Here is a 22,489-nt window from a genome sequence, read left to right on the forward strand (position 1 = left end):
CACTATTCCCTATGCACTAAGGAAGGTTTCGCAATGCCCACCGGTCGAGTTCGTTGGTTTGACGCAGCCAAGGGTTATGGTTTCATCACCAATGAGGAAGGCAAGGATGTGTTCCTGCCGGCTCAGGCCCTACCTGCAGGCGCCACTACGCTGCGCAAGGGTGCCAAGGTGGAGTATTCCGTGGTTGATGGCCGTCGTGGACCGCAGGCCATGGGAGTCCAGCTGATTGCCTCAGCACCGAGCCTGGTGAAGGCCACGCGTCCGAAGCCGGATGATATGGCGGCGATTTGCGAAGACCTCATCAAGATGTTGGACGCCGCTGGCAATACTTTGCGTCGTCACCGTTATCCGTCTTCCGCCGAAAGCAAGAAGCTGGCCACTCTGCTGCGTGCCGTGGCGGACCAGTTTGACGTACAGGACTGATTGCATCCATGACTGATTCCACCGAAACCACTGTGACGCCGGATCCTCGCGCCATAGCGCATGCCGTGCTGCTGGAAGTGGCTGACGAGCCCGAGCAAGTGGGGCAGTTCGTTGCCGCCAACGAGCTTGAAGATCACGTTACCGACTTCCGGTTCGCGGCGAATATCCGCGGATATGAGGGCTGGCAATGGTCGGTGACGCTCTATCACGATTTGGAGCTGGACTCCTGGACCGTGAATGAATCCTCGCTGATTCCCACCGAGGAGGCGTTGCTTCCGCCGAAGTGGATTCCTTGGAAGGACCGTCTTGAGCCAACGGATCTTTCGCCGACCGATTCGATTGGCACTGATCCCGATGATGAGCGTTTGGAGACTGGTGAGGTAGAGGAATCCTCGGTGCCGGACGTCAACGATGCCGCGGAGACGTTTCGCCTGACCCGCCGCCATGTGTTGAGCCCCCTGGGGCGTGCTCAGGCGGCCAAACGTTGGTATGAGGGCCCGCGCGGTCCCAAAGCGTTGAGCACCAAGACCGCAGCAGGCAACCTATGCTCTGATTGCGGGTTCTTCGTGCCGCTGACCGGTGAGCTGGATCGTATGTTCGGCGTATGCGCCAACAAGTGGAGTCCGGATGACGGCCGTGTGGTCTCTCTGGATCACGGCTGTGGCGAGCATTCCGAGATCGAGCCACCGGAGCCGAGCCATCTGTGGGTGCAGTCCAAGCCAGCCTTGGATGATTTGCACATCGATGTCGTGGCACGTCCGAAAGTTCGCAAGGCGGAGGAAACTGACGAGGCCGAGCCTGAAACCTTATCTGAAGCGAGCACCGCTGATGAAGAACATTCCGAAACCGCTACCGCGGAAAACCGTGGTGATGAGTCTTCTGAAGTTCACGATGATGGCGGGACGGCATCACCGTCCGTGTCAGATGATGCCGTGACCTCTACGGGCGATACTGCCTCCGACGAAAGTGCGGAGCGTTCGTATGCCGATGTCGAATCCAGCGCTATTACTACTGGTGCGGATTCCGGTACTTCCGCGAATGAGCCCGAAGATATCGTCGAAGTGTCGGCCGCCACTGGTGCGAACGGCGCTGATGCAGTCGATGCAACCGACGTGAACGGTGATGAAGGTTTGGTTGCTGAATCGGATGTCCTGGACGATGAGTCTGATGACGCCGATGCCGTTTTCGATGATGGCGACGATGACGATGATTCCGATGATGACGAGGCCACTGAGGAAGACATCATCAACAACACGTCTGTTGATTTCGACGATGACGATGATCTCGACGCTGATGATGAGATGCCTGAAACCACGGAAGAAGTGGCCCCGGAACTCGAAACAGTCATCGATTTGATCGAACAGTTGCGTCAAAGCAAGGCTGAAGAGGAATCCAATACTGACATTGACGCCAAAGGCAACGACGATGAATCCGACGGTGAGACGGACAGAATCATCGATGAAAGCGCCGATGACGCTCAGTCCGAATCGAAAGATACCTTCTGAACTCTCTGGCGTAAGCGTCCTTTGACTCATCCCCGATTTTGCAGCGTCCATATTTCCGGGAAACAGTGTATTCCCCCGGAAATATGGACGCTGATTCGTTGTCAGCGTCCAGAATTTGGCGTTTTCAGGTGTATTACCTGAATTTTGGACACTGGTAGGCACTCAGTGTCCAAAATTCAGGGTGAGTGACTTATTTCCCTGAAATATGGACGAAGGAAGTGCCTAGTTCACCCCACCGGATGGGATCCGTCTCATAGATGAGATGACAATCATTAATAATCATCGTATTTTTGGTACTCCGGCGTCCATCAGCGTGGCATCCAATGTATGGGAGTCGGCTACCGTCTCGTAAAACATATGAACAATTGTGGTAACTCCCCGTTCTTTGAGGTGACGTTCTCGCCGTCGTTCATATTCAAGCTTCATTTTTACATTCGCTCTATTAGGATTACTCGTATCGATATATTTGGCGACGCCATCGTATTCAGCCACGATGATTCGTCCATCGGCGAGTTTCCAACAGAAATCGACTCGATACGGCATTGACGGGTTATCGGGATTATCAAATGTCTCTTGGAATAGGGGCTCGGCAAAACCTAGCTTGGATATGTTGGCGTATGCCCACGATTCGCCGCCATTCTCTCGTAAAGGATTGGCGTATTGCAGTAATTTCTTCACTGCTATTTCGTCGCAATTGATCTGGACCATCAATGTTTCTACATCGAGAATAGTGGCATGGCCGAATCTAAGCGCGGAATCATAAATGGCTAGTGCCTTGTCGAAAGGCAGACGAGCGCAATCGATGAGTGTCTGGGCGGGTGATGTGACCGGAAGATTGCGGTAAAGAAACACTCTCATGCCATTGTGAACATATATTCGGTTTAAATGAGCATGGTCATTCTTATTGGAGCCTCTAGAGGAAGCAATGTGTATCGTCCCGTCGTGTAGTGAAAAAGAGTGATGATATCCGTAGATGCACGCAGCGCTTAGGCCAGCGAAGACCCATTTTGGATGAAGTTTCGATAATGCTCGGATGGTATGCAATGACTGCTCCTCAACAGTGAGCGAAGTCCAGTACGATGCGGATGCGAAAACGTTAGGATACGGTGATATGAGTTCTCCGGATCGGACACGTCGTTGCAGGGCTCGATAAAGTGCTTCGTTCTCTCCTATGGCGCAGCGTTGCTCTCGTTCGGCGGTTTGCAGTAGTGCAGACACTCCTTTGTGCTCTTTCATGATTCGACGCTAAAACGGTTCGGTCGTATTGCACAAGCTGAACCGGCCTATGTGGTTCGAGCTTACGGAGTTATCCACATTTTTCCGTGATCAAATATGTTGCGGACTGTTTCTCTGAGAAAAGACGGAAGCTGCTTACTATGTTGCGTCCGATATTCGGGTAAATATCGTGCTCGTTCGTAATTATGGACGCTTCTGTGTGGGGAGTGTCCATAATTACGATACATAGGGGAATCAGCCGTAATTATGGACATTGACGAATACTCAGCGTCCAGAAATCAGGCTGAGTGGAGTGGTTGCCGGAATTATGGACGCTGGAGGAATCGGGGGAAGAGGCTAACAGATGATGAGAAGGTACATTTTGGATAAGGAAAACTGTGAGATTCCAGACAGTGCTTACGCTTAAAAACTCTATGAAACTACCATAAGGAATCGGACGGTGGAATTGCGAAGGGGGGAATTCCACCGTCCAGTTTGATTCATATGGATTCGGGAGCCACCTCCCTGTACTCGCGTTGCCTGAGTGAAGACAGGTACAACTCGTGGAATTCATGCGTCTGTGAACACTGCAGTTTTCGGGGCAATAGTAAAAACCGGGCAATGAGATTACCAAGTGGATAGCTCATTGCCCGGATTATGTACTTGACTATTGAAAGGCCCTACCGCTTCAGTGCACGACGGTCACCGTGCATTCGGCGAAATTGACGATCTGACGGGACACTGATCCGAGGAAGTGGGCGTCAAGCCCGGACAAGCCTCGAGAGCCCACCACCAGATGCGAGGCATAACGCGAAGCTGCGATCAGACCCTTGGAAGCACGGATGTGGAAGGCATTCGCGGTTACTTGCACGTCTTCGGGAATGGAAACCTTGGCCATCAAACCGTTCAGTATTTCCTCTGCGCGCTGCTGCCCGACTTCAACCGATGGCACGGCGTTCTCATATCCGGGAACTGCGCCAAGATCGCGCAGCTGCCAGCAGAACATCACATGGAACGGACGGTGATGGATACGGGCTTCTTCCAATGCGAAATCAAAGGCTCTCCGAGAGATTTCGGAACCGTCGACACCGACCACAACCGGGCGAATCGCGGGTTCGGTTTCCGGCTCTGGCTGCTCATAGTGCACAGGCTGATCGCCGGGAGTCAACGCGTTGGCAATGGCGTCGGTAACGTTTTCCTCTTCGCCGCCGATCAAACGCACCACGGTGACCGGTACCTCAGCTTCTTCGGCAAGAGAAGCGGACAATGATCCCAGGAACCAGCGCGCCACGCGGCCCAGAGAACGACGGCCGACCACAATCTGCTGCGCATCATGACCGATTTGCAGCAGGGCAGTGGTGCCGGAGGCCTTGACGGAAGTGAGCTTCAGGTTGGCCGGATCGAAATCGATGCCTTTGGTGGCGCGTTCCACCCATTCGCGCAACTCGTTGGCGATATCATGACGTACCTTGGCCCATGCCTCATCGCTGTCCGGTTCGGCACCCATATCCCAGGAGTGCGTCCAACCGAATACGGCGTTTACACTTTGCCCGGTCAGCGAGGCCTCCTCCAAAGCCCACTTCAATGCGGCGAATGATTCATCAGAGCCGTCAACGCCAACCACGATGTCGGCCTTGGTGTTCAATTCAGTCATCACAACCTCCTTTGGTATCAGCGTGAATGATGAATATACGTCCAGCATATCGTTTTCTTTCCCGCTTACGGCGCAATTCATGGAATCAGGTGAATAAACGTCACCGCAAATCGGTAGAGTAAAACGGAATGTCTATTGAGGAAGGACAAGCATGTTCGAACGGTTTACCGACCGTGCACGGCGCGTGATTGTGTTGGCGCAGGAAGAGGCAAGGTCTCTTCAGCACAACTACATCGGCACCGAACACCTGCTGCTCGGCCTGATTCGTGAGGGCGAGGGCGTGGCCGCCAAGGCGCTGGCCTCGAAGGGCGTGGAACTTGATGCCACCCGCAAGCAGGTTGAAGAGATGATCGGCAAGGGCAACGCTGCTCCGAATGGGCACATCCCCTTTACTCCGCACGCCAAGCAGGTGCTGGAGTTCTCGCTTCGTGAGGCCCTGCAGCTGGGCCACAGCTACATCGGTACCGAGCATATTCTGCTTGGTCTGATTCGTGAGGGCGAGGGCGTAGGCACCCAGGTGCTCATCAAGATGGGCGTTGATCTGGGTGAACTCCGCAGTGCTACCATCGATATGATTCGTGGCAACTCCGGTACCTCCAGTGACGGCAAAGGTGATTTGGCGAACGCCGGTGGCGTGGCCGATAAGCAGAACAAGTCTGGTTCTGCGATTCTCGACCAGTTCGGTCGCAACCTCACGCAGGAAGCCGCTGAAGGCAAGTTGGATCCGGTGATTGGCCGCACCAACGAGATCGAGCGCGTTATGGTGGTGCTCTCTCGTCGAACCAAGAACAACCCGGTGCTGATCGGCGAGCCTGGCGTGGGTAAGACCGCAGTGGTCGAAGGCTTGGCTCAGAAGATCAACGCTGGCGATGTGCCGGAAACTCTGAAGGGCAAGCAGGTCTATTCGCTGGATCTGGGCTCTATGGTGGCTGGCTCCCGCTACCGTGGTGATTTCGAAGAGCGTCTGAAGAAGGTGCTGAAGGAAATCAAGACCCGCGGTGACATCGTATTGTTCATCGACGAGATTCACACCATCGTGGGCGCGGGCTCCGCGGATGGCGCTCTGGGTGCGTCCGATATGCTGAAGCCGATGCTCGCTCGTGGTGAGCTCCAGACCATTGGCGCCACCACTACCGACGAGTACCGCAAGTACATCGAAAAGGATGCGGCTCTGGAACGTCGTTTCCAGCCGATTCAGGTGCACGAGCCCACCATCGCCGAGACCATCGAAATTCTGAAGGGCCTGCGTTCCCGTTACGAGAACCATCACCACGTGACCATCACCGATGGTGCCCTGCAGTCCGCAGCCGAACTCTCCAGCCGCTACATCCAGGATCGTAACCTGCCGGATAAGGCTATCGACCTGATCGATGAGGCCGGTGCACGCCTGCGCATCAAGCGCCTGACCGCGCCGCCTGAGCTCAAGGAGCTGGACGAGAAGATCGCCAAGGTGGCCGCCAAGAAGGACGAGGCCATCAAGGCCCAAGACTTCGAGAACGCAGCCAAGCTGCGTGACAGCCAGGAGAAGCTCGAGGCTGACCGTAAGGCCAAGGAGGATTCCTGGCGTGAAGGCGAATCCGATGTCAAGATGGTTGTGGATGAGGACGTGATCGCCGAGGTCATCAGCTCCACCACTGGTATTCCGGTGTTCAAGCTGACCCAAGCCGAATCCAAGAAGCTGCTCAACATGGAAGCCGAGCTGCACAAGCGCATCATCGGTCAGGATGAAGCGGTTTCCGCGCTTTCCCGCTCGATCCGTCGTACTCGTGTGGGCTTGAAGGATCCGAAGCGTCCGTCCGGTTCGTTCATCTTCGCCGGCCCGACCGGTGTGGGTAAGACCGAGCTGGCCAAGGCGCTCGCCGAATTCCTGTTCGACGATGAGGACGCGCTGATTCGTGTGGATATGTCCGAGTTCTCCGAGAAGTACGCGGCTTCTCGTCTGTTTGGTGCACCTCCGGGATACGTGGGCTACGAGGAGGGCGGCGAACTCACCGAAAAGGTGCGTCGCAAGCCGTTCTCCGTGGTGCTGTTCGACGAGATTGAGAAGGCACACCCGGATATCTTCAACACGTTGCTGCAGGTGCTGGATGACGGCCACCTGACCGATGGTCAAGGCCGTAAGGTGGATTTCAAGAACACCATCATCATCTTGACCACCAACCTCGGTACGCGCGACATCGCGAAGGCCGCCAACACCGGCTTCAATCTGGGCGCAAACAACGAGTCCAGCTACCAGCGCATGAAGGATCAGGTGAGCTCCGAACTCAAGCAGCAGTTCCGTCCGGAGTTCCTGAACCGTTTGGACGACATCATTGTCTTCAAGCAGCTCACTGAGCCGCAGGTGCGCCAGATCGTCGATTTGGACGTCAAGCAGCTCAATGATCGTCTGTTCGATCGTCACATGTCGCTTGAGCTCACCGATGCCGCCAAGGACCTGCTCGCGCAGAAGGGCTTCGACCCGCTGCTCGGTGCACGTCCGTTGCGTCGTGTGATCCAGCGCGATGTCGAGGACGCCATCTCCGAGAAGATTCTGATGGGCGACCTCGAAGACGGCCAGCGCGTGGTGGTGGACGCCGAAGGTGAAGGCATCCTTGGCGAATTCACCTTCAAGGGTGAAAAGTTCGAGGAGCCGGCCAAGACTGATGACTCCGATGGCACTGAGACAGCCGAAGGTGAGACTGCTGATATCAACGAACCGGAACTTGCCGATGCCTCCGCATCAGTCACCGATTCCGGTGATACCGGCGAACAGCCCGCTGAATAATCCAGCTGACAACGCATAAACAAAAGCGCCTCGATTCCGTATGGAACCGAGGCGCTTTGGTAATTGCAAGAACTGTCTTGCAGTTACCCACAGTTACCCATCGGTCAATCAGCCACTGAAGTCCACTTCGCCGAGCTTTTCGATGAGTTTCATGTTTTCGGAGTAGTCGACCGGGCAGGCGATGATGTCGATTCCGGAGCCGGAACGCAATGCCGAGCGCAGCGTGGGGTAGAGCTGATCGGCGGACTCGATGAGATGGCCCTTGGCGCCGAAGCTCATGCCCAACTCCACCACGTCCGGATTATTGAAGTCCACGTATTCGTGGCTTCCATCATGAATGTCCATCTTCCATTTGATCAGGCCATACGCCTCATCAACCCACACCAGGATTACCATGCGAGCGCCCACGCGTACAGCGGTTTCGATCTCCTGCACGTTCATCATGAACGAACCATCGCCCATAACAGCCAGCACCGGGCGTCCAGGATTCTCCAGCGAGGCCGCCACAGCGCCCGGCAGCGTCCAGGCCATCGTCGAAAGCGAATTGTCGATTACGCAGGTGTTGGAATAATACGTGGGGTAGAGGCGGGCCATCCACATCTTCAACGCGCCCGTATCCACGAGGGCGATATCCGTATCTGTCTCCATCGCACGACGGGTATCGGCCACAATGCGCTGCGGCTTCATCGGGAACGAATCGTCACCCGCATACGAGGCGTATTCGGTTTCCAACAGCTCGTGAATCTTCGGATGCGAGACGCCGAACGTCACATGTTCCGCCTGCAGCTGGGCAATCAGCGCCTGCAATGTGGCGTCAATGTTACCCATAATGTTGAGGGCCGTGGAGTAGTGCGCATCCGTATCTTCAATGAACGTGTTGATATGAATGATGGTCTTGTCGTCATTCGGGTTGATCTTCTTCGGGTCGAACTGCTGGATGGAGAAGCCGACGGCAATAATCAAATCCGCTTCGTCAAACGCGAAGTTCTCATAATCATGGCGCATGAATCCCACCACGCCAAGTGCCAGCGGAATGCGATCGGAGATCACACCCTTGCCTTCGAACGTGGTGGCCACCGGCACATTGAGCTGTTCGGCCAAAGCCAGCAGTCGATTTTCGGCATGGCCACGGGCCACACCGTTGCCGGCCAGAATAATCGGATGCTTGGCGCCGCGGATAATGCTCACAGCGCGAGCAATCGTGTCGCCTGTAGGGGCGAAGCTCATCGGATTCGGCAGCGGCAGCGGATGAGCATCCGCGGGAGCCGGCATTTCCGCCACGTCCTCCGGCAGAATCAAGCATGTGGCGCCCGGGCGATTGCGCTGGGAGATGGAGAAGGCCTTGCGCACCATTTCCGGCACGGAAGCCGGTTCCACAATCATCGAGGTCCACTGCGTAAGCGGGCGGAACACGGACACCAGATCAATGATCTGATGCGATTCCTTATACAGACGGCTTACGTTGCCCTGTGCGCAGATGGCAACCAGCGGTGTGGTGCTGGCATTCGCCTGTGCCACCGGAAGCGTGAGGTTCAGCGCGCCCGGGCCAAGCGTGGCCAGGCAGACGCCCGGTTTGCCGGTCAGATGGCCTTGCGTGGCGGCCATAAAGCCGGCACCCTGCTCATGGCGGGTTAGAATGAAGCGGATGCGGCCGTCTCGTTCAATGGCCTCCATCAGCGGGATGTTCTCCTCGCCGGGGATGCCGTACATGGTTTCCACGCCTTCGTTGACGAGGCATTCCACGAACAGATCGGCTACGGTACGGATGTGATCGGTGTTCTGGGTCGGTGTATTCACGCTAGGGAAGTGTAACAGGCAGTATGCAGGGAAAACACCTCTCTACCGAACAATATTGAGTGTGCGCTTCCTCACTATGTATGCGCGAGAACCATGATGCCGCATACATAGTGAGGACTTAGAGGTCCAAACAGACACTATGTATGCGGGTCCTTCGTTCAGACGCATACATAGTGAGGATTCAAGGGTTCATATGAGGGCGCGAGACGACAAAGAAGTCGCTAAGAGTTAACTTCGGCGTCGAATAGGCGCGAAAAGCCGTTTAACTAGTCGCCATAGCGTAAAACTGTGAGCAAGGGCATGAATCGCCGGCATATGTGGTCCGGCAGGCGGCCTAAGGTCGCCATAGCGGTAGTCATCGCGACTGTACTTACAATTCTTGTTATTCCTAATGCTGTGGCCGGAGCGTCTGGCACTGTTCCTTTTTCCGGCAATGATGCCGCTACTGGTACCAGGACGGTGACCATTGCGGATATCACCGATTTCCATGGGCATATTGAACGCGGAGCGGATAATGCGGCCGCGTTCACTCTGGCGGACAGTCACAACCCAGGCAATATGGTGCCGGTTTCCACCGGCGATTTAGTAGGTGGCTCGCCTTACGAGTCTGCGGTCGCCAAGGATCAGCCGACGCTGGATATGGCCAAGTCGTGGGGGTTGACGATTTCCGCAGTCGGCAATCACGAGTTTGACCGCTCGGTGGCTGATTTCAATAATCGTATTGCCTCGCCTGCCAATGGCATCGATTGGCTGTGCGCCAACATTTCCGCCGAGAACAAGGCGTCTGGCGGCAAATTGAGCCGAGTCAAGGATTATACGATTCGCGAAGTCAACGGCAAGCGCATCGGATTCGTGGGTGCGTTGACTGATGCGCTGGGCTCAGTGGCTACTCCGCAAATCACCAAGGATGCTGATTTGGACAAGCGCGCAGTGGACGCGGTCAATCAGGTGGCGCATAATCTCAAACAATCCGGCAAAGTGGATGCGGTAGTCGCATTGATTCACGCCGATGCCACGGCTGCACAGGGCCTCGGCAAGGATGTGGACGTAGCATACACAGGGCATACGCATGCGCTGAAATACGGCACAACAGATGGGGGCGCCCCCATCTATGAGGCAGGCAGTTTCGGACGCGCAATGGCAGTGCAGGATCTGGTCATTAGCGGTTATGGACGCCGCGCCAAAGTAACCGTCGAAAATGTAGATCTTGGCAATGGCACAGAGCCGGCATCACCAAAAGTTCCCGGAGTGATCCGCGTGGAAGGACTTGACGCGCATACGACGCAATCAGCATGGATGTCCGCAGGCTCCACCGGTGATGGCATGGTCGATCATGCCCAGCATGTGTATACGGTGGCGCAGGCGCATGCCGATCAGGTGGGCAGTACGATCATCGGTACATTGGCCAACGGCACGAACTTCGATAAGCGTATAGAACATGGCCATGAGGATTCGGTTGGACAGCTAGTGGCGGATGCCAATCGAGCCATGATTCAGCGCAAGATATATGCGGGGCAGCGGCTTCCTGTCATTGGCTTCTCGAATGATGGCAGTTTGCGCACCGGTCAGCTTGACTTGAATGGAGACGGAAAGGTAAGCGTCAAGGAAGTGGATTCCCTGATGGCTTTGCAATTCAAGGCAGCGCATGAAACACTCACCGGTAAGGACGTCAAGGACGTATTGGCCGAGCAGTTCCGGTTCAAGGATGATCAATTGAAACGTCGGTGGATCGGCATCTCTTCGAACGTGGGTTATCGCTTTGTCGAGCGTGACTCGAATGAGGCCGAAGGAGCCGGACATCCGGCAGACACCGACTTCGATGCCGATAATGACGATTCCGCGGTTGCCATCGTGGACCTCACCATCGATGGTAAACCGATCGCCGACGATGATCTGGTGATTGTAGCGTCGAATTCCTATCTGCTGCAGGGTGGAGACGACTATCACGCCTTTAGGACGGGAACGAATTATGGCGAATTGAATATGCCGTACAGCGAGCCGCTGAAGCAATATCTTGCAGCGCATCCCGCACTCGCTCCGAAGAAGACACCGCTCACTGGCGTACATGCATAGATGAGTTTCCGCCGCATATAGCAAGAGGCTCCCCTTTGCAGCAAGGGAAGCCTCTTCAGCTAGCTACAATCGATAGCCGTTTTTACTTGATGGCGTTCAGCCACTGCTCCTTGGTGGCCTTCTCGGCTTCGAGCTTGGCCTTCTTCTTCGGATCGGACTCAGCGGCGATCTTGGCGTCGAGCTCGGCGAGCTGAGCGTTCAGCTGCTCTTCGAAGCTGGACTTACGAGCGTCGGCTTCAGGATCGGACTGCTTCCAGGCGGCATCCTCAACGGACTTGATCTGCTTGTCCACAGCGTCCAGGCGGTTCTCGATACGACGCATATCCTCGCGCGGCACGTAACCGATCTGATCCCACTCTTCCTGAATCTTGGCCAGCTCCTGACGGGCTTTCTTGGCCTCGGCGTCGGTCTTGACCGGCACCAGGGCCTCGGCCTTGACCAGCAGCTCTTCCTTCTTGGCCAGATTCTCCTTCTCGGCGGTGTTCATCTGGTCGCGATCGGCCTGACGGGCGTTGAAGAAGGCATCTGCGGCCTCACGGAACTTGCCCCACAGCTCGTCATCCTCGGTGCGGCCTGCACGGCCGGCCTTCTTCCAACGATCCATCAGATCGTTGAACTTGCGGGAGGTCTCGCCCCAAGCGGTGGAGTCCTTGAGCTCATTGGCCTCGGCGATAATGGCTTCCTTGACTTCCTTGGCGTGGTTGCGCTCGTTGTCGCGAGCCTGAGCCCACTTGCGGCGAGCCTGGTTGAAGGTGGTGCGGGCGGCGGAGAAGCGCTTCCACAGGGCTTCGGCCTCCGGCTTGTCGATGCGAATGGTGGTGCGCTGGTGGTTCTGCCACTCGTCGAACAGGTTGCGGAACTTGTCTGCGGTGGAACGCCAGTTGGTGTTGTCGCCAAGGGAAGCGGCCAGGGCCTCAGCCTTCTCGACGATGGCGGTGCGTTCGGCGACGGCCTTGGCGATGGCGGCCTTGCGAGCCTCGGCCAGAGCGGTCTTCTTGGCTTCGCCGGCGGCCTTGAGCTCCTCGAACTGAGCCTTCAGCGCGGCGATATCGCCCACCACGGCCGGCTCATTGGTTTCCTCGCCCAGAAGCTTCAGGGACTCGTCGATTTCACGGGCCTTGACGTTCGGGGAGGTCAGGCGGTTGGCCAGCAGATCAAGCTTGGCCTTCAGATCCAGGAAACGGCGGGCGTAGAGGGCCAGTGCCTCTTCCTTGGAGACATCCGGGAACTGGCCGACTTCGCGTTCGGCGTCGCCGTCCTTTACGAATACGGTGCCATTATCATCCACGCGGCCGAATGCTTCCGCAGCCTTGACGTCGGCCTCGGAATAAGCGGTGTTGCTGGCCGGGGCTGCCGTGTGCTGCTTGGCCGGGGCCTTCTTGGCGAATGCGGCGGGGGAGGGGGCGTGCGGCTTCGGCATTGAAGCGGGAGTCGGCTTGGCCTCGCTGACCGCGGGTGCGGGTGTCGTTGCCTGCTCTTCGGTTGCAGCGGTGTTTTCGGTTTCGGTGACAGTCTCGTCGGCCATGGCCAGCTCCTTACAAGCGTAGTGTGAGTGAGTGGAAGCGCCTCGCATGCTGGAAAATAGCATGGCTTGACGCAACCCTCACCTATTATATTGATTTCGTGGCTAAAGGTGCATCAATATCAGGATTCCCGGAGTGGCTCCCCTCCGAACGTGTTGTGGAGCAGCGTGTTATCGACACGCTTCGTAAGGTTTTTGAGCTCAATGGCTTCATCGGCATTGAGACCAGAGCGGTGGAAACTGGCGCTTCTCTGCTGAAAAAGGGCGAGACCAGCAAGGAAATCTACCTGCTGAGCCGTCTGCAGGAGGTCGGTCATGAATCCGACACTCCCATCGAGGAGCGTTTGGGCCTGCACTTCGATCTGACCGTGCCGCTGAGCCGGTATGTGGTCGAGCATTCGGGCGCGCTGGCCTTCCCGTTCAAGCGTTGGCAGATTCAGAAGGTCTGGCGCGGCGAACGTCCACAGGAGGGTCGTTTCCGTGAGTTCGTCCAGGCCGATATCGACGTGATCGGTGCCGGCGACCTGCCGGATCACTACGAAGTCGAACTGCCGTTGGTCATGGTCTCCGCCCTTGAGGAGCTGCATGCGTTCGGTCTGCCGAAGGCCACCGTGCACGCCAACAACCGCAAGCTGTCCGAAGGTTTCTACCGTGGTCTTGGCTTGACGGATATCGAAGGTGTGCTGCGCGAAATCGACAAGCTCGACAAGATCGGTGCCGATGAAGTGGCCCGACTGCTCACCGAAAGCTGCGGCGCGACCGAAGCCCAGGCTCGTGCATGCCTCGAGCTTGCCGAGCTGACCGCGGCCGATGGCAAGGAGCTGGCCGAAAAGTTCGACGCGCTGTGTGCCGCTCACGGTATCGCACAGGATTCGGAAGCGTATGCGCTGGCTCGTCAGGGTCTCGATACGCTGGCCATGATCGTGGACGAGGCCGCTGTGATTCGTCCGGGTTCGGTGATTGCCGATCTGAAGATTGCCCGCGGTCTGGATTACTACACCGGTTCCGTCTACGAGACCTTCCTCGACGGTGCCACATCCCTCGGCTCCATTTGCTCTGGCGGTCGTTATGACAATCTGGCCTCCCAGGGCAATCGCAAGTACCCGGGTGTGGGCCTGTCCATCGGCTTGAGCCGACTGGTGAGCTACATGTTGCACACTGCAGGCGCTCATGCCAACCGCGTTTCACCGGCCGCCGTGCTTGTGGCCGTGTGGAACGAAGAGGATCGTCCGGCCGCCAACCGCATCGCCGCCCAGCTGCGCGCCCGCGGCATCGCCACCGACGTGGCACCCACCGCGGCTAAGCTTGGCAAGCAGATCAAGTACGCGGACAAGCTTGGTATTCCGTACGTGTGGTTCCCAGCTAGCGCCGCGGACAGTGAGAACGGTGAATCCGCTGGAGACGAGGTCAAGAACATCGTCACCGGCGAGCAGGTCGCCGCAGATTGCACGTCGTGGGAGCCGGATACTGTGGTTGCCCAGCAAACCGTCGAAATCTGACGAATTCGCGCGAAAAATCGAGGAGAAACAAGACAATGAGCCAGACGGCTTACAGAACACATCATGCCACTGACGTGACCGAGGCCCTGGTCGGCCAGAAGGTCACCCTCGCCGGTTGGGTCGACCGTCGTCGTGACCACGGCGGCGTGGCCTTCATCGACCTTCGCGACAACACCGGCTTGGTGCAGGTCGTTATCTATGACGAGGAAGTGGCCCGTCCGCTCCGCTCCGAGTTCGTGATTCAGGTCACCGGTGAGGTGCGCCTGCGTCCGGACGGCAACGAGAACACCCACCTGGCCACCGGTAAGATCGAGGTCGTTGCCGAGAACATTGAGATTTTGGCCAAGGCCGACGCCCTGCCGTTCCAGGTCTCCACCGCTCTCGAGAACGAATCCGAGAACAAGCTGCCGGGCGAGGACGTTCGTCTGAAGTACCGTTACCTCGATCTTCGCCGTCCGTCCATGCAGCATAACCTGAAGCTGCGCTCCGACATGGCCAAGGCCGCTCGCCACGCCCTCGAAGATATGGACTTCACCGAGGTGGAAACCCCGACCTTCATCAAGTCCACTCCGGAAGGCGCTCGCGACTTCCTGGTTCCGGCACGTCTGGTGCCGGGCTCTTGGTACGCCCTGCCACAGTCCCCGCAGCTCCTGAAGCAGCTGCTTATGGTCTCCGGCGTTGAGCGCTACTACCAGCTCGCCCGCTGCTACCGTGATGAGGACTTCCGCGCCGATCGTCAGCCTGAGTTCACCCAGCTCGATATGGAGATGAGCTTCGTGGATCAGGAAGATGTGATGGCCATGGCCGAGAAGGTCATCGCCGCCATCTGGAAGACCGCCGGTTACGAGGTTCAGCTGCCGTTGCCGCGCATCACCTGGCAGGAAGCCATGGATAAGTACGGTTCCGACAAGCCGGACCTGCGTTTCGGCAATCCGCTGGTCGAGCTCACCGATTACTTCAAGAACACCCCGTTCCGCGTGTTCCAGGCTCCGTATGTGGGCGCCGTGCTCTTCAAGGGCGGCGCTTCCACTCCTCGCCGCCAGTTCGACGCATGGCAGGAATGGGCCAAGCAGCGCGGTGCCAAGGGTCTCGCCTACGTGGTCTTCGCTGAAGATGGCGAGCTGAAGGGCCCTGTGGCTAAGAACCTTTCCGAGGAAGAGCGTGCTGGCCTGCGCGAAGCCGTTGGCGCCGAGCCGGGCGATGCCGTGTTCTTCGCTGCCGGTTCCCGTGAATCCTCTCAGCTGCTGCTGGGTGCCGCTCGTGTGGAGCTCGCTCGCCGCGAAGGTCTGCTCGACCCGAAGAAGTTCGCTTTCACCTGGGTCGTTGACTTCCCGCTGTTCAAGCCCACCGATGATCCGGACGATGACGATGTTGCAGTCGGCCACTCCAAGTGGACCTCCATGCACCACCCGTTCACCATGCCGAGCAAGGATTGGATCGACAAGTTCGACAAGGATCCTGAGCACGCCATGTCCGACTCCTACGACATCGTCTGCAACGGTGAGGAGATGGGCGGCGGTTCCGTGCGTATCCACCGCGACGACATTCAGGATCGCGTCCTGAACGTGCTGGGCATCTCCCCGGAGGAAGCCCAGGAGAAGTTCGGCTTCCTGCTCGAAGCCTTCAAGTACGGTGCTCCGCCGCACGCGGGCATCGCTCTCGGCTGGGATCGTACCGTGTCCATTCTGGCCGGTGCCGACACCATCCGCGACGTCATCGCCTTCCCGAAGGCTGGCGGCGGCCGCGATCCGCTGACCGGTGCCCCGGCTCCGATCACGGACGAGCAGCGTGCTGAGACCGGCGTCGACTACGACCCGGATGACGAAGACTGAATAATGGAGCGTTAGCTGCGTTGCTCCTCGGTCGACGTACCTTCGTACGCCTTCCCTCGGTGCGCCTTGCTACCGCACACATTATTAAGTTTTCTGCGAAAACGGCTGAATATAATAACGCTGTATAGCTAATGCGAATAGCGCTAGTGGCATGTGCCGCTGGCGCTTTCGCTATTCTGGGCCCCGTTCATTCGCATAATGAGGGGGTATGGCTATGACGTTGGAGATTTTGGACTGGCATGACGGGGATTTGCTGGCCAAGCCGGTATTCGACAAGCTGAACGCATTGGTGGCGGCCGGCGTGCCGGAGTCGAAGATTCTAGGCGTCACCATCAACACCGATGAGGAGTCGGACACCGACCTGTGGTGCCCCAAGTACGGTATTCCATTCGCCATTACCGGCAACGTAGTGGTGGTCCACACGCACAAGACGCGTAAAGCGCCGCCTGAGTTCGCGGCAGCATTTGTAACGGCTGACACGCGCGCCGATTTGAATGGTGTGGTCAAGCACACGTTGGAGGTCTCCAAGGTGAGCTTTGCGCCAATCGATGCTGCGGTGGAGGCCACCGGTATGGAATCCGGCGGCATGTCTCCGATCGGTCTGCCGGACGGCTGGCCACTGTTGGTGGACCAGCATATTCTTTCGATTCCGAAGCTCTATCTGGGTTCCGGTATCCGCCCATCCAAGCTTGTAGTGGATGGTTCCATTTTCGCTGATATTCCGGGTGTGCAGTTCGTCTCTGCGCTTGGTAAGCCGCGAGGATGAGATGGCAGGCCATCATCTGGTGCGTAGAGGTTTCGTTATTGCTACGCGCAGCATGATTATTGCGGAACGACCAACAATCGGCTGCAATACGCGTGTGAGCGCTCACAGCTACTACTTTGCGCAATATGATCGTGATGGTCTCATATAGTGAACGGTCTGCGTCCGATAGGTGTTATTTCGGTAACACATTGCCGTTATACTGACCGCTTATGTCAGAGAAACAAGAAGAAACGCGCCCTGTGGCACCGCTGGTGCCGGGCAATGAACCTGCAGGACGACCGCTGGTCGAACTGACCCACGTGGAAAAGCACTTCGGCGATCTCCACGTTCTGAAAGACATCAATCTCACCGTCACCAAGGGCGAGGTGCTCGTTGTGGTCGGACCGTCCGGTTCCGGCAAATCCACGATGTGCCGCACCATCAACCGACTCGAAACCATTGATTCCGGCGATATCCGCATCGACGGCAAGCCGCTGCCTCAGGAGGGTAAGGAGCTCGCCAGCCTCCGCGCCGAAGTGGGCATGGTGTTCCAGTCCTTCAACCTGTTCGCCAACAAAACCATCCTCGAGAATGTGACGCTCGCACCGATCAAGGTGCGCCACATGGATAAGAAGGAAGCCGAACAGCTCGCAATGGACCTGCTCGACCGCGTCGGTGTGGCCAGCCAGGCCAACAAGATGCCATCCCAGCTTTCCGGTGGCCAGCAGCAGCGCGTGGCCATCGCACGCGCACTCGCCATGCGCCCGAAGGTGATGCTGTTCGATGAGCCTACCTCCGCGCTCGACCCGGAAATGGTCAACGAAGTGCTTGACGTCATGGTCGAACTCGCCCATGAAGGCATGACGATGATCTGCGTGACCCACGAGATGGGCTTCGCCCGCAAGGCGGCCGACCGCATCGTGTTCATGGCCAACGGCCAGATCCTTGAGGAAAACACTCCGGACGAGTTCTTCGAGCATCCGAAGACCGACCGTGCCAAGGACTTCCTCTCGAAGATCCTCACCCACTGAAAGAGGGTGCACGCATGACATTGAGCAAACGATTCAAGCGCACAGCCGGGCGCATTATCGCGGCTGCCTGCGCTTTGGCCTGCACCATGTCCTTGGCGGCATGCGGGCAGGACGAAGCCGGCAAAATCCGCATCGGCATCAAATTCGACCAGCCGGGTCTGGGCTTCAAGAAATCCGGCACCTATGTGGGCTTCGACGTGGACGTGGCCAAGTACATCGCCAAGAAGCTCGGCTATTCCGAAGACGAGATCATCTGGAAGGAAGCCCCTTCCAAGCAGCGTGAAGCTATGCTGCAGAACGGTGACGTGGATATGATCCTCGCCACCTACTCCATTACTGACGAGCGTAAGAAGGCCGTCTCCTTCGCCGGCCCATATTTCGTGGCCGGCCAGGATCTCTTGGTGCGCAAGGACGACCAGTCCATCAATGGCCCGGAAGACCTGAACGGCAAGCGCCTATGCTCCGTGACCGGTTCCACCTCGGCGGCAACCGTCAAGGAGAAGTTCGCTTCCGAAGTGCAGCTCATGGAACAGCCTGGTTACGCCGAATGCGCCACCGCACTGTTCTCCGGCATCGTGGATGCCGTGACCACCGACGACATCATCCTCGCAGGCCTCGCTTCCGCATCCCGCGGCAAGCTCCGCGTGGTGGGCAAGCCGTTCACCCAGGAATACTATGGCGTGGGCATCAAGAAGGGCGATACGCAATTCGCCACGAAGATCAACAACGCCATCGTGGACATGATCCAGGATGGTTCGTGGGAGAACGCCATCAGCGACAACACCAAGGGCACCAACTACACGCCTGATGTGCGCTACAACCCGCCCACTCCGGATGAGGGGGAGGCCGACTGATGAACGGATTCCTGGAACTGTTTAGCCAGTATGATGTGCTGGGCGCCTTCCTGGTCAACATCGAACTGACCCTGTGGAGCACACTGTTCTCCCTGATTCTTGGTGTGATTCTCGTAGTCATGCGCATTTCGCCGATTTCCTCGCTCAGAGCTGTGGCCGGCGCCTACGTGGAGCTGTTCAAGAACCTGCCGCTGACCATCATCATGGTGTTCATGGTGCTCGGTGCCTATGCGCAGCTGAAGCTCAGCTTCTCCGACACGTTCGCCACGAATTTCTTCTGGCTGGCCGTGACGGGCTTAAGCCTCTACACGGCCGCGTTCGTCTGCGAATCCCTGCGCTCCGGCATCAACACCGTGCCGCTCGGCCAGGCCGAGGCCGCACGCGCTCTGGGATTGGGCTTCATGCAGTCCGCCACTGAAATCATCCTTCCGCAGGCTTTCCGCGGTTCGGTGGCACCTCTCGGCAACACGCTGATCGCACTGTTGAAGAACTCCACCGTGGCCGCCGCCGCATCGGTCTCCACTGAGACCTCATCGTTGATGAGCCAGATGATCGAATTCCGCCCGGACGTGATCATCCAGATCTTCCTGATCTTCGCATTCGGCTACGTGATTCTGATCATCCCGATCGGCATGCTCACCACGTACCTGTCCAACAAGCTCGCTGTGAGGAGGTGACCGATGGCCGATACCGCAAATTCCGTATTGTTCGACGCCCCTGGTCCTAAGGGCCGCCGCACCATCCGCATCGTCAACTGGGTCGCCGGCTTCCTCTTCGCCGTGGTGCTGGTACTCATCCTGATGCGTCTGCATAATCCACCGAACGGCGAAAACCAGCTGAGCTGGGAGCTGTGGAAGCCGGCCATCGAGCGTGAGGCGTGGACCGACTTCTACCTGCCCGGCCTGTGGATGACCATCAAGGCCACCGTGTTGGCCGTGATTGGCGCTGTAGCATTCGGCTTGGTATTCGGCGTCGGCCGACTGCTGCCGAACCCGTTGCTGCGTGGTATTTCCGCCGTTATCGTCGAGTTTTGCCGTGCAGTGCCGGTGCTGCTGCTCATGATCTTCTTCTGGCGCTGGTTCGCGTTCGCCGGTCTGCCCAGCCCTTCCTACTGGGCTGTGGTGCTGGCGCTGGTACTGTACAACGGTTCGGTGGTCGCCGAGCTGGTGCGCTCCGGCGTCGGCAATCTGCCGGGTGGCCAGCGTGAGGCTTCCCTTGCCTTGGGTCTGACCGAGACCCAGTCTCTGATGGAGATTGAAGTGCCTCAGGCCGTCTACGCCATGCTTCCGGCGGCAGTCACCCAGCTGGTCGTGGTGTTGAAGGATACCGCTCTCGGTTCCATCATCATGTACACCGACCTGTTGCAGGAATCCCGCCGACTCGGCTCGATGTACTTCAACATTCTGCAGACGCTGGTCATGGCCGCGGTGATCTACTTCATCGCCTGCTGGCTGCTCTCCAGACTTGCCGAATGGCTGCCTGAGCGTATGCAGCAGCGCACCGCCGCTCCCGCCGAGCCCGAGCCGGTGGCTCCAATCGCCGCCGGCGACGCCTCGAATGTGAATCAGATCGCAGTGGCCAAGGAGGTCGAGGAACTGCCGCTGGGCGGCACGCCGCGTAAGTACCATGTGCATCACCGTGGCACCAACGCTTCGATTCGCAACTGGCGCAGAACCAAGTACGAGCAGGGCTATGACGTGACCCAGCCGGAATCGGAAGCCAAGCATGAACGCGAGAACGGCAAGCCGGCAAGCCCCAAGGCCAATGATCCGAAGCTGTCGTCGAACGAACATGAACAGGCCGACCACGGTACCGTGTTCAAGCACGGCAACGATATCGGCAAGGGCCATGTGAAGTTCGGCGGCAAACCGAAGATCTGATTGATCTGGGTCTAAGCCTTGGCTAAGGCGGCACGAAGAGTTCACCAAGTGTTCTATCGTGCCTGAGGCTACGTAGCCTAACGGAGGATAGGTTGGAACGTATGAAGACGTTTCAGAACCTATCCTCCGTTTTTGCTATTGCCATATGCCTGCCGTTGGCGTTGGCCGCGGTCCCGGCAACCGCACAAGCCGACCAGCTGCCGAATCCGGATTGGGTCGCATTGCTTTCCGATTATGAGAAGAACTACTGGCAGGCTCCAGTGGACGCCGGACATGGCGGCAAAGTGCTGGACGCCAAAACCATGAAACTCGATGAGGATATCACCGTCGAAATCAATCATCTGGGTGCCAAGAACGCCGATAAAGACGGACTGACCGCTCAACGTAAACGCGCCTTGATCGACTCTGACCTGTATGGCGAAGAAACGCTCCCGGATTCCCTGGGCCCTGTGCTCGGCAAATACATGAGCGAAGGATTCAAACAAGGCAAGCTCAACCTGATCTCCGACCTGTTCAAATTCAATGTGGCCTCCACGTTCCAATCCAAGCGTGCAGCCATGCATCCGAGGCCCTATCTGGACCGTTCTCAAAGCACCTTGGGCGGCACCAACGATCTGGCCGGCCTGCCAGCCACGCTCGATATCAAGCAATCGCCATCATGGCTGGAGCATATTCCGGGTTATTCCACGCTGCAGAAGAACAGTTCCTATCCATCCGGGCATACGACCGGCGCATATTCGTGGGGCATCGCGCTCGCCGGCATATTGCCGGAACTCGCTCCGCAAATCATGGCGCGCACCTCGGAAGCAGGCAACAATCGCATTGTGCTCGGCGTGCATTATCCGCTCGACATCATGGGCGGGCGCATCGGCGCTTCGGCGCAGAACGGCCAGTATTGGCATAACGAATTCGCCTCATCGATAGTTCCCGCAGCCCGGCAATTGCGCGACTATCTGACCGAACGCTGCAAAGCAGACCATCATGGCGATACATTGCCCGAATGCATTAGCAATCTCAAAGCCAATTCCACAGATGGTTACACCAATGATTTCGTCGATCCTGTAGCCACCGAGCCGGTGAAGGACCAGGCCTCAGCGGTGTGCGTCTATACTGCGCGCATGACCTACACCTTCCCGCAGGTCAAATCCCAAGCCGGCGTGAAATTCAAAGCCCCGCGCGGTGCGGCTGATGTGTTGCGTCTCGCTTATCCGCAGCTGCACGTCGACCAGCGCAATGCGATTTTGAAAGCCACCGCGATGGACTCCGGCTACCCATTATGGGAATCCTCGGATGGTTGGCAGCGGATCAACTGGGCCAAAGCCTTGTGCGCCCGCGTGACCCTGAACCAGAATGGTGATGTGGCCAAAGTCGAGACCGCCGATCAGGTGGCGCTTGATGGGCCGACTGTGATCAACGCCCAATGTGCCGATAAGGGTAACCACCCAGCTTCGGATGCGGCGGCAGGTCAGAACAGCGCCGAGTCCGCAGGCCCGGACCTCGCCGTACTGCATGCAACTCAACAACCCGCATTGACCGCCGTAGCAGTAGGAACGGTGGCGGCGTTGCTTGTTGGCTTCCTGCTACGCCTACGCCGCAAGCGCCAATAAAGTTCAGTTAGAGTTCAACAGGCGGATTCCCCTCATTCTTCCGAATAGGGCATCTGGTTCATGTCCTCTCCTTACGCTCGACCATAAG

Annotated in this window: 15 protein-coding genes and 1 pseudogene; 12 read left to right on the forward strand and 4 right to left on the reverse strand. The window is 57.7% G+C overall.

Annotated features, from left to right (window positions below):
* Positions 1-33 precede the first annotated feature (33 nt).
* Both CSQ86_RS03265 and CSQ86_RS09890 read left to right on the forward strand, forming a co-directional pair.
* Positions 34-423 carry a cold-shock protein gene (locus tag CSQ86_RS03265; RefSeq protein WP_100493631.1) on the forward strand — a complete coding sequence of 130 codons (390 nt, stop codon included), beginning with the start codon at positions 34-36 and terminating at the stop codon, positions 421-423.
* A gap of 8 nt (positions 424-431) precedes the next feature.
* Positions 432-1,670 (forward strand): annotated as a pseudogene (locus CSQ86_RS09890) (DUF3027 domain-containing protein); the annotation flags it as partial.
* A gap of 537 nt (positions 1,671-2,207) precedes the next feature.
* Here the strand turns inward: CSQ86_RS09890 and CSQ86_RS03275 are convergent.
* Both CSQ86_RS03275 and CSQ86_RS03280 read right to left on the reverse strand, forming a co-directional pair.
* Positions 2,208-3,164 carry a type IV toxin-antitoxin system AbiEi family antitoxin domain-containing protein gene (locus CSQ86_RS03275; RefSeq protein ID WP_100493633.1) on the reverse strand — a complete coding sequence of 319 codons (957 nt, stop codon included), beginning with the start codon at positions 3,162-3,164 and terminating at the stop codon, positions 2,208-2,210.
* A 667-nt stretch (positions 3,165-3,831) separates the two neighbouring features.
* Positions 3,832-4,797, reverse strand: coding sequence for a universal stress protein (locus tag CSQ86_RS03280; RefSeq protein ID WP_100493634.1), 966 nt, complete (start codon positions 4,795-4,797; stop codon positions 3,832-3,834).
* 151 nt (positions 4,798-4,948) lie between these two features.
* Here CSQ86_RS03280 and CSQ86_RS03285 point away from each other — a divergent pair, with 151 nt between their 5' ends.
* Positions 4,949-7,561, forward strand: a complete 2,613-nt coding sequence (locus CSQ86_RS03285; protein ID WP_100493635.1) for an ATP-dependent Clp protease ATP-binding subunit — start codon at positions 4,949-4,951, stop codon at positions 7,559-7,561.
* A gap of 108 nt (positions 7,562-7,669) precedes the next feature.
* On the opposite strand, the gene CSQ86_RS03290 is transcribed toward CSQ86_RS03285, so the two are convergent.
* Positions 7,670-9,358, reverse strand: coding sequence for an acetolactate synthase large subunit (locus tag CSQ86_RS03290; RefSeq protein WP_165773713.1), 1,689 nt, complete (start codon positions 9,356-9,358; stop codon positions 7,670-7,672).
* 300 nt (positions 9,359-9,658) lie between these two features.
* Between CSQ86_RS03290 and CSQ86_RS03295 the strand changes: the two genes are divergently transcribed.
* Positions 9,659-11,431, forward strand: a complete 1,773-nt coding sequence (locus CSQ86_RS03295; RefSeq protein ID WP_100493637.1) for a bifunctional metallophosphatase/5'-nucleotidase — start codon at positions 9,659-9,661, stop codon at positions 11,429-11,431.
* A gap of 82 nt (positions 11,432-11,513) precedes the next feature.
* Here CSQ86_RS03295 and CSQ86_RS03300 read toward each other — a convergent pair whose 3' ends face one another.
* A complete protein-coding gene (locus tag CSQ86_RS03300) occupies positions 11,514-12,956 on the reverse strand; it encodes a DUF349 domain-containing protein (protein WP_100493638.1) in 1,443 nt (480 codons plus the stop codon).
* Between the two features lie 98 nt (positions 12,957-13,054).
* Here CSQ86_RS03300 and hisS point away from each other — a divergent pair, with 98 nt between their 5' ends.
* The 8 genes from hisS (at position 13,055) to CSQ86_RS03340 (ending at position 22,401) form a co-directional block, all read left to right on the forward strand.
* Positions 13,055-14,452 carry a histidine--tRNA ligase gene (gene hisS, locus CSQ86_RS03305; protein WP_100493771.1) on the forward strand — a complete coding sequence of 466 codons (1,398 nt, stop codon included), beginning with the start codon at positions 13,055-13,057 and terminating at the stop codon, positions 14,450-14,452.
* Between the two features lie 35 nt (positions 14,453-14,487).
* Positions 14,488-16,284: an aspartate--tRNA ligase gene (gene aspS, locus CSQ86_RS03310; protein WP_100493639.1), complete on the forward strand. Its 1,797-nt coding sequence runs from the start codon at positions 14,488-14,490 to the stop codon at positions 16,282-16,284.
* A 214-nt stretch (positions 16,285-16,498) separates the two neighbouring features.
* Complete coding sequence (locus CSQ86_RS03315) at positions 16,499-17,050, forward strand: YbaK/EbsC family protein (protein WP_100493772.1); 552 nt, start codon at positions 16,499-16,501, stop codon at positions 17,048-17,050.
* Between the two features lie 209 nt (positions 17,051-17,259).
* On the forward strand, positions 17,260-18,060 hold the full coding sequence (locus CSQ86_RS03320) for an amino acid ABC transporter ATP-binding protein (RefSeq protein ID WP_100493640.1): 801 nt from the start codon (positions 17,260-17,262) through the stop codon (positions 18,058-18,060).
* Positions 18,061-18,074: 14 nt separating this feature from the next.
* A complete protein-coding gene (locus CSQ86_RS03325; protein WP_100493641.1) occupies positions 18,075-18,914 on the forward strand; it encodes a glutamate ABC transporter substrate-binding protein in 840 nt (279 codons plus the stop codon).
* Entirely contained in the window at positions 18,914-19,591 is a 678-nt protein-coding gene (locus CSQ86_RS03330) for an amino acid ABC transporter permease (protein WP_100493642.1), read from the forward strand. Before CSQ86_RS03325 ends, CSQ86_RS03330 begins: the two co-directional genes overlap by 1 nt.
* Positions 19,592-19,594: 3 nt before the next feature.
* Positions 19,595-20,794: an amino acid ABC transporter permease gene (locus tag CSQ86_RS03335; protein WP_240542268.1), complete on the forward strand. Its 1,200-nt coding sequence runs from the start codon at positions 19,595-19,597 to the stop codon at positions 20,792-20,794.
* 101 nt (positions 20,795-20,895) lie between these two features.
* Positions 20,896-22,401 (forward strand): acid phosphatase, encoded by a 1,506-nt coding sequence (locus CSQ86_RS03340; protein ID WP_165773714.1) that lies wholly within the window; start codon positions 20,896-20,898, stop codon positions 22,399-22,401.
* Positions 22,402-22,489: the final 88 nt, after the last annotated feature.

The organism is Bifidobacterium felsineum, assembly GCF_002802915.1.
Lineage (GTDB): Bacteria > Actinomycetota > Actinomycetes > Actinomycetales > Bifidobacteriaceae > Bifidobacterium > Bifidobacterium felsineum.